We start from the raw sequence: 3,028 nt of genomic DNA, 5'->3' as shown, positions 1-3,028 counted from the left end.
CATTAGACTTTATCTCAATAGGAAATCTTTCACTAACTTTTATTCCATAATGTTTTAATTGGTTTATTTTATCAGGGTTATTTGTCATTAGGTCAACTGATTTTACTCCTAAAGTTTTTATAATTTCAGATGCTATTTTATAATCTCTCATATCTTCTGGAAATCCTAATTTTATATTGGCATCAACAGTGTCAAAGCCTTTTTCCTGGAGTTCATAAGCCTTTAGTTTATTAAATAGTCCTATTCCCCTACCTTCTTGTCTAAGATATAATAAAAGACCACAACCATTTTCTTCAATTTTTCTTAAGGCAGTATGCAGTTGAGTTCCACAATCACACCTCCTTGATCCTAAAACATCTCCTGTCAAACATTCAGAATGTATCCTAGTTAGGACTTTTTCTTTTTTTATATCTCCTTTGACAATGGCTATATGTTCTTTTCCTGTTTTTCTATCAAGAAAACCATAGGCCTTGAAGCTGCCATATTCACTAGGAAGGTTAACAGGATTGGTAGATATTACATCTACTTCCAAGTTTTTTCTAAATTCTTGGATTTCCTTAACTGTTGTTACTTTAAGATTTAGTTTCTCAGCAAGTTTTATAAGGTCATCTCCCCTCATCATATGACCATCATCTGCCATAATCTCACAACAAAGTCCTACTTCTTTAAGTCCTGCAAGCCTTAATAGATCAACTGTTGCTTCTGTATGACCGTCCCTTTCGAGGACTCCTCCGTCTTTGGCAACTAAGGGAAATACATGGCCCGGTCTTCTAAAGTCACTAGCTTTAGAGTCTTCTGATGCAAGAGCTCTTATTGTCTCGGCTCTTTCAAAGGCTGATATGCCTGTAGTTGTATCAACGTGATCTACTGATACAGTAAAGGCAGTTTCGTGATTATCTGTGTTTTGGACAACCATAGGATTTAGTGAAAGTCTCCTGGCTACTTGCTTACCAATAGGAGTACATATAAGCCCCTTTGCATAAGTTGCCATGATATTTATCATCTCTCCTGTAACATTTTCTCCAGCACAGATCATATCCCCTTCATTTTCCCTATCCTCATCGTCAGTAACTAGGATTATTTCGTTTCTTTTTAGTGCTTCTAAGGCTTCTTTAACTCTATTCATCTATAATAAACTCAAAATTGAGTCTTTATCCTCCTTTTTTTCGCTTCTATTTAACTTTTCAATTATCCTTGATAGGATATCTGTTTCTAGATTTACTAAATCTCCAACCCTTCTATTTTTAAGATTCGTCCTAGAGAGGGTCTCTGGTATAAGGGATACTTCAAATATATCACCTTGTTCGTAAGATACTGTAAGAGATATGCCATCAATGGCAATAGATCCCTTGTTTACGATGTATTTTCCAATTTCTCTAGTAGTTTTAAACCTGTAGACGTTTTTATTAATCGAAATAAGTCTTCCTACTCCATCCACATGGCCTTGGACTATGTGACCGTCTAGTCTATCAGAAAATCTTAGGGCTCTTTCAAGATTTACTTCTTTTCCCAAAATGCTCATATCAAACTTAGTCTTTTTAAGAGATTCATTCATTATATCGGCCTTGTAGTAGGAATCTTTAATCTCCGTAACTGTAAGACAAACTCCATCAGTCATTATCGAATCACCTAGTTTTGTATCTTCAAGCACCTTTTGGCAAGCAATTTTTATTTCGACTGTATCCGATTTTTGCTTAAATTCCTTAACTACCCCTAACTCTTCACCTATTCCTGTAAACATTATTTACCTCAAACATTACATCAGATCCAAATCTTATGATATTTTCTATAGAAAATCTTTTTGAATTCTTTATAAGTTTCGCCCCTTCTCCTATAAAAGCAGACCTTGAATCCACACCGGATACGATTATTGGAGCTATAAACTGATAAATTTTATCTACTAGGTCTTCTTCTAGGAAGGAGTTGTTTATGATAGATCCTCCTTCTACAAGGACTGATCCGATATTTCTTTCATAAAGCTTTTTTAACATATCCTTAAGATCGACTCTGCCATCTTTTTGCCTACATCTTAAAATTTCTGCATTTATATCGATATCTTTTTTTGAAATTGTTGCGATGTAAGTTTTTTCATCAAAATTTTCTTTAAAGACTTCATAATTTCTATATAAATCAAGCTTATCAGAAAGAATAATTCTAAAGGGGTTAACCCCACCTTCTATCCTTGAAGTAAGCCTTGGATTATCCTGCCTTAGGGTATTTGCACCAACCAGGATTGCGTCATACTCGCTCCTAAGTTTGTGGACATAGGCCCTAGATTCTTCATTTGTAATCCACTTGGAATCAAATGATCCTGTGGCTATTTTCCCATCCAGGCTTTGTGCATATTTTAGAGCTACTAGAGGTCTATTGTTTTTCATATTGAAGAAAAACTTCTCATTTAATTTCCTTCCCTCTTCTTCTAAAACACCAGTTATAACTTCTATCCCAGCTTCCCTTAATTTTTTGATTCCATCTACCTTGGGATTAGTATCGAGATTTGCTATCACTACCCTTTTTATCTTTCTTCTTATGACCTCATCAACACAAGGAGGATGCTTTCCAAAGTGTGAGCAAGGCTCAAGATTGACTATCAGAGTAGCACCTTCGGCAGATTCCTTAAGATTATTAAAGCAATCGATTTCTGCATGATCTTCGATAAAACTTTTATGATAGCCTTTCGATATTATTTGACCATTTTTTATAAGAATTGCTCCAACCATTGGATTAGTTAAAACCTTTCCACTTCCCTTACGAGCCAGGTCGAAACATTCTCTCATTAAGTTATCATAATTCATATCTCCTCCTTTTGGGAACTAAAAAAGTCCCCTTTCAGGGACTTAGATTTTATGTATGCAAAAAAGGCATATAAAAATTCTTCTCTCATCCAGACTATAACTGTCGGTATTGGAATTTCACCAATTCAGCTTGCGCTCGCAGACTTTAACTGCCGGTGGAGACTTTCACTCCGCCCTGAAGATTATGTTTATTATTAACTTAATAACAGTATAACCTTTTGTTTAAGCTTTGT

General features: G+C 35.1%; 3 protein-coding genes and 1 riboswitch. All 3 genes read right to left on the bottom strand.

The window, feature by feature from the left end; translation table 11 throughout:
* Positions 1-1,126: 3,4-dihydroxy-2-butanone-4-phosphate synthase (gene ribB, locus RCH56_RS07510; RefSeq protein WP_306484359.1), on the bottom strand; the 1,126-nt coding region annotated here is incomplete at its 3' end.
* Positions 1,127-1,741 carry a riboflavin synthase gene (locus tag RCH56_RS07505; RefSeq protein ID WP_306484357.1) on the bottom strand — a complete coding sequence of 205 codons (615 nt, stop codon included), beginning with the start codon at positions 1,739-1,741 and terminating at the stop codon, positions 1,127-1,129.
* Positions 1,722-2,795, bottom strand: coding sequence for a bifunctional diaminohydroxyphosphoribosylaminopyrimidine deaminase/5-amino-6-(5-phosphoribosylamino)uracil reductase RibD (ribD, locus tag RCH56_RS07500; RefSeq protein WP_306484356.1), 1,074 nt, complete (start codon positions 2,793-2,795; stop codon positions 1,722-1,724). Before ribD ends, RCH56_RS07505 begins: the two co-directional genes overlap by 20 nt.
* 73 nt (positions 2,796-2,868) lie before the next feature.
* A riboswitch (FMN riboswitch) is annotated at positions 2,869-2,982 on the bottom strand.
* Positions 2,983-3,028 lie beyond the last annotated feature (46 nt).

It is taken from the genome of Anaerococcus sp. (genome assembly GCF_030825785.1).
Taxonomy (GTDB): Bacteria; Bacillota; Clostridia; order Tissierellales; family Peptoniphilaceae; genus Anaerococcus.
The sequence above is the reverse complement of the archived record's forward strand: the minus strand, read 5'-3'. Positions and strand labels throughout refer to the sequence as shown.

Bases quoted from the DNA above. Each gene is read 5' to 3' on its own strand.
- RCH56_RS07505 (WP_306484357.1), bottom strand. From the start codon at position 1,741: ATGTTTACAGGAATAGGTGAAGAGTTAGGGGTAGTTAAGGAATTTAAG.
- ribD (WP_306484356.1), bottom strand. From the start codon at position 2,795: ATGAATTATGATAACTTAATGAGAGAATGTTTCGACCTGGCTCGTAAG.